The sequence below is a fragment of the Lichenihabitans sp. Uapishka_5 genome (assembly GCF_033947565.1).
In the GTDB taxonomy this organism is placed as follows: domain Bacteria; phylum Pseudomonadota; class Alphaproteobacteria; order Rhizobiales; family Beijerinckiaceae; genus Lichenihabitans.
On the sequence record NZ_JARPVX010000152.1, the window covers coordinates 1 to 4,054 of the forward strand.

The 4,054-nt window shown below is 61.5% G+C and carries 7 protein-coding genes and 1 tRNA gene; 4 read left to right on the forward strand and 4 right to left on the reverse strand.

What is annotated here, in order from left to right; genetic code table 11:
- Both P7D22_RS22475 and P7D22_RS22480 read right to left on the reverse strand, forming a co-directional pair.
- Nucleotides 1-736 (reverse strand): SIR2 family protein (locus P7D22_RS22475; protein WP_319936481.1); only part of this gene is annotated, 736 nt, incomplete at its 3' end.
- 104 nt (nucleotides 737-840) lie between these two features.
- On the reverse strand, nucleotides 841-1,095 hold the full coding sequence (locus tag P7D22_RS22480; protein WP_319936482.1) for a hypothetical protein: 255 nt from the start codon (nucleotides 1,093-1,095) through the stop codon (nucleotides 841-843).
- A 104-nt stretch (nucleotides 1,096-1,199) separates the two neighbouring features.
- Here P7D22_RS22480 and P7D22_RS22485 point away from each other — a divergent pair, with 104 nt between their 5' ends.
- The 3 genes from P7D22_RS22485 (at nucleotide 1,200) to P7D22_RS22495 (ending at nucleotide 2,731) form a co-directional block, all read left to right on the forward strand.
- Nucleotides 1,200-1,499, forward strand: coding sequence for a hypothetical protein (locus P7D22_RS22485; RefSeq protein ID WP_319936483.1), 300 nt, complete (start codon nucleotides 1,200-1,202; stop codon nucleotides 1,497-1,499).
- 25 nt (nucleotides 1,500-1,524) lie between these two features.
- A complete protein-coding gene (locus tag P7D22_RS22490; protein WP_319936484.1) occupies nucleotides 1,525-2,184 on the forward strand; it encodes a GIY-YIG nuclease family protein in 660 nt (219 codons plus the stop codon).
- Between the two features lie 64 nt (nucleotides 2,185-2,248).
- Nucleotides 2,249-2,731, forward strand: coding sequence for a hypothetical protein (locus P7D22_RS22495; RefSeq protein ID WP_319936485.1), 483 nt, complete (start codon nucleotides 2,249-2,251; stop codon nucleotides 2,729-2,731).
- Between the two features lie 9 nt (nucleotides 2,732-2,740).
- On the opposite strand, the gene P7D22_RS22500 is transcribed toward P7D22_RS22495, so the two are convergent.
- Nucleotides 2,741-2,965, reverse strand: coding sequence for a hypothetical protein (locus tag P7D22_RS22500; protein WP_319936486.1), 225 nt, complete (start codon nucleotides 2,963-2,965; stop codon nucleotides 2,741-2,743).
- A gap of 87 nt (nucleotides 2,966-3,052) precedes the next feature.
- Entirely contained in the window at nucleotides 3,053-3,271 is a 219-nt protein-coding gene (locus P7D22_RS22505) for a hypothetical protein (RefSeq protein WP_319936487.1), read from the reverse strand.
- 217 nt (nucleotides 3,272-3,488) lie between these two features.
- Between P7D22_RS22505 and P7D22_RS22510 the strand changes: the two genes are divergently transcribed.
- Nucleotides 3,489-3,564 (forward strand) — tRNA-Thr (locus P7D22_RS22510).
- Nucleotides 3,565-4,054 lie beyond the last annotated feature (490 nt).

A 4,054-nucleotide genomic window follows, 5' to 3' on the forward strand; every position in this document is an offset into this window, starting at 1 on the left:
GAGGGGTCGGGATTGGACGCGAAATGGGGGTCGTCGTTGGAAGCGATTTGACACTGAAGTAGGTCAGCAGCTTGGCGCTGAGGTACTTCTTCCGCCGGGAGAACTCGTCGTAGTCGCCTTTGGTGAAGACGAGGCTGGCCGGCTCGGACACGCAGCCGTGCACCTTGAAGATCTCCCCGACCGAGAGGTTCGCGCCCCGGATGATCTGCTGCCCGACGATGGGCTGGTACTCGGGGAATGCCACCTCCAGGAACTGGTCGAAGTTCGTCGTGATCACTGCATGCGGCCGAATGGCGGTGAGCGCCGCGATCTCCTTCTTGTGGGCTTCGACGGCGTGGAGGTCCGAGGGAGTAGACGACTTCAACATCTCGGCGATGCTGTGCTTGATGTAGGCCGATGCCGGTGCGGTGCCGTCGAACAGCTCGGGAGGAAAGCTCTTTCTACCGTCGCCCCAGGCCCAGTCTTGGAAGCGTTGGGCGAAGTGCTCGCCGATGAGCGTCGGGTCGCGCATCGTCTGCTTGAAGTAGGCGTATTCCTTGTCGATGAGCGGGCACATATCCGCCAGGCGGTCGAGGAGTTCGTCCCACGATGGACCCGCGAAGTAGCGGCGCGACAGCCCGGAGCCGATGAAGAGGATCGGCTGGCAGGCCGTGCTCTCGACCGTTCTGGCGATGTCCGCCTTGGCGTCGTCGATGTACCTTGCAAGCCTGCTTGGCTTCGCTTCCTGATCCGTCACGGCCGCACCGAAGGTTCGTTGCCGGATCTGAGCGTTGCATGCCGGCCGACGCCGAGGAAGAGCCCGGATGGAGTTATCCCGTTCTGGCACAAGGGCGTGCGCGTTCAGATCACCTGGCGCGGGTGCGGGCTGCGGGTGCCGGTGAAGGCGACGCTGCGGGAACAGCCGTCATGGGCGCGCAGGTGCTCGAAATGGGCGCGCTGGTCGGTGGTGCCCAGCCTGTGGGCCCGAACTTGACCGCGGCATTTCGGGCAGCGCTTCAGGCGCTCCGGGTGCATGCCGAGCGCCTGGACGATGCCAATCGGGAGCCACTCGCCGTTGGCCTTGATCTCGCACATGTCGCCGCTTTCGTCCGTCATTACTGGAGCTTCCGGCAACCAGTGGGCGGCGTCAACGTTCGCCATCCTTGACCTTCGGCCACGCCCCTGCTGGTATTTACCTTCCGTCAACGATCAGGTGTGAGATGGCCATCAAGTTCCCCGACCCCAGCGAGCGTTCCGCCAAGGAACCAGCCGTGATCTGCGACGACGAGCGAGTGTTGGCGCTCTACAATCGAGCGACGGGAGATAACAAGGTCCGGATGTCCAAGAACGTGAAGACCTGGTTCGTGAACGAGGCGGACAAGCGGGGCTGGGACGCCGCGCGCTTCGTCAACAACGTCGAAACACGGTTCTCAGCTGGCTGTCTTCTGTACAAGGGTCCCGAAAAGATCTTGGTGGGCTTCGCGGCCGGTGAAGGCAGCGAGGGTGATGACGACGAGTAGGCCCTATTTCCGCAGAAGGGCTCTCATGGGGCAGGTAACCAAGTCGGGTTACATTTACGTGCTCGATCCGAACCTGGAGGTCGATGGCCGGCGCGTCCTCAAGATCGGATACACCACGAGGTCCGTCCGGGAGCGCGTGCGGGAACTGTCGACCGGGATGGCCGGCACCTTCCGCGTGGCTCACCAGCGGCATGTGGCCAACCCGCAACTGGTCGAGGGCCGGGTCCACTCGGCATTGGCCGGCTCCAGGGTCAAACGGGAGTTCTTCGCCGTCACCGTCGAGAAGGCCGTTGCCGCCATAGACAAGGTGGTCGATGCGGTCGCGATGGAGGACGAGACCTTCGCCTGGAACCGTGGCATGCAAGAGTTCAAGGAACGAACTGGCATCGCGGCGGTCGAGCGCGCTGCCGAGGCCAGGGCGACGCAGGCTTCCCGATGCATCATGGCCGCCAGCGCTGCCATTTGCATCCTTGGCGCGTACATTGCCCATCCACTCTGGCTGGCTGCCGTGGCACTGACTCCATTCCTAAGCATGGTCGGGGATGCCAAGAGACGGGAGTGGTGGCGCCGCGTGATGGTCAGCGAACCGTACGGCAAGTTGGTCTCGGACGAGTATGAAAGGCTCAACCAGCGCTATCCGGGTTCAAGGTACGCGACCTGGGTACGGAGCGTCGGATGCAAATGACCAGCGGTGAGCCCTTCGGAGAGCGTCCATGAATCTCGCTTTATTGTGTGCATGCGTGCTCCTGATGACCGTGACAGCCAGGGCAGACGAGCACTCGCGAGACTTGGCAGGCGTCAGCCTCGGTCAGGGCTACGATGACATGTTCCGGAAGATGGGTCGGTGCGAATACGGCAACAGCGACCGGCATGATGGCGTGCTGAACTGCGACACGTCTGATGGCGAGTTCCAGGCCCACTTCGCCGGTGACGCGCCGACCGTGGCCTACTCGCTTACGCTCAGGTTTTGCTCGGGCGAGGGCTTCCTCGTCGTCGAGAAGAAGGTCGAAGACAAGTATGGCATGGCCCTCGGCATGGAGGCTCCGCAGGATTTCGAGTGGACGCGGCCCGATGGCCTGCATGTCACCCTGCTCGGCCCTTCGTCGACCTGCGAACGAGGAGACGGCTACGCGCTGTCGATCAGCGACGACGCCATCGACAAACGCTACCGCGACGGGAAGGCTCTGCGCGATGCGGCTGAGGCCAGTCGCGTTCCAACGCCTAAGTTCTGACTTTCGGCCTCACCCCACCGGCCCGAGCCCTATGCCGCTCGACAGCCAGCCCGTCGTCACTCGGAAGGTCTCTGCGTAGCGCTTGACCTCGGCGGGCTTGACCTTGTGGCGGCCCTGCTCGTGGCCCCTGTAGACCTCGGGGTTCATCGCCAGCACGATGGCGGCGGCGTCCGGCGTGGGGTACCCGGCCGCGATCCGGGCCTGCTGGATTCGGGATGCAAGTGCGGTCGACATGGCGGCAGATTGACTCCGTCCGCCATGGAGAACAAGACGTGAACGGGAGCGGCTGTGGAAAACCTCAGGGCGCGGTTTTGGCGACGATCACGTGAAGCAGCTCCATCCCGCTTCCGGGTCATGGTCGTCGGCTTCGGGCTGGAACCAGCCGAGCGCGTCCAGTTCGGCCATCTCTTCCTCGGTCAGCGGCAGATCCGATGCGAACAGGTGGATCTGGTCGTGCTCGGCTCCGAGGCGGTACCCATCGGAATCAGTGTAGTGCGTTCGCATTATCTCAAGGCCGCGAACGAACGAGGACAGCTTCATCTCCAGGTCTCCTGACCGCCACCGCGACAGGTCACCGATCGTCCGCGACTCAGCGCACGACAAGCGGCATCCAGGGCGGGACTGTTGGAAACTTGTATGCGAGTTTCCAACAGCGATCCGGCCGGCGTTCCCGGGCAGGGCGTCCGGACTTAGATGGACTTAGATCGAGCGCAATCCGGCGGTATTCCGGGGTATCCCATGGCAGCTAAGCCCATGCGCCCGCAGGGGAAACCGGGAAACCACCCTCATTCGTAATGAGGGGGTCGGAGGTTCGAATCCCTCTTGCGGCACCAAACAACTCAGTGAAAAGATCACTTAGAGTATGTCTTTAATTACAATTCAAAGTTCGCGAGCGCTCACTTGGAAAACCGAGTAGGGAGCAAGACTCTGTTTGATGCAACACGAACGCTGAGGGCGGTTAGAAAACTAACTAATCGATAGACGAAGCGAGCCTCTCATCTATATATTTGATTATACCAATATATTAGAGGTGGTGTTTGGGGAAGTTGCTTTTTCGCTAAATGCTTAAATGGATCATAAGGTTTATCGAGTGTTGGCCGTGTGAGATGTCATCCAGTCGTCCCTTATCGCCTCAGATCAGCAATCAATTCGTGTGACGCTTTGGCGGTATTCCTCCACCGTCACGCCATTGCCGGTGACATGACGCTTGATGGCGATTGGTTCGCCTGCGGCCCTCGTGATGATCTCCGTCTCTCAAGCTTTGGCGTTAGAGCTGCTGTCTTTCGGGCTGAGTCGAGTGGGGTAGCGTAGCGGCTGCTGTTG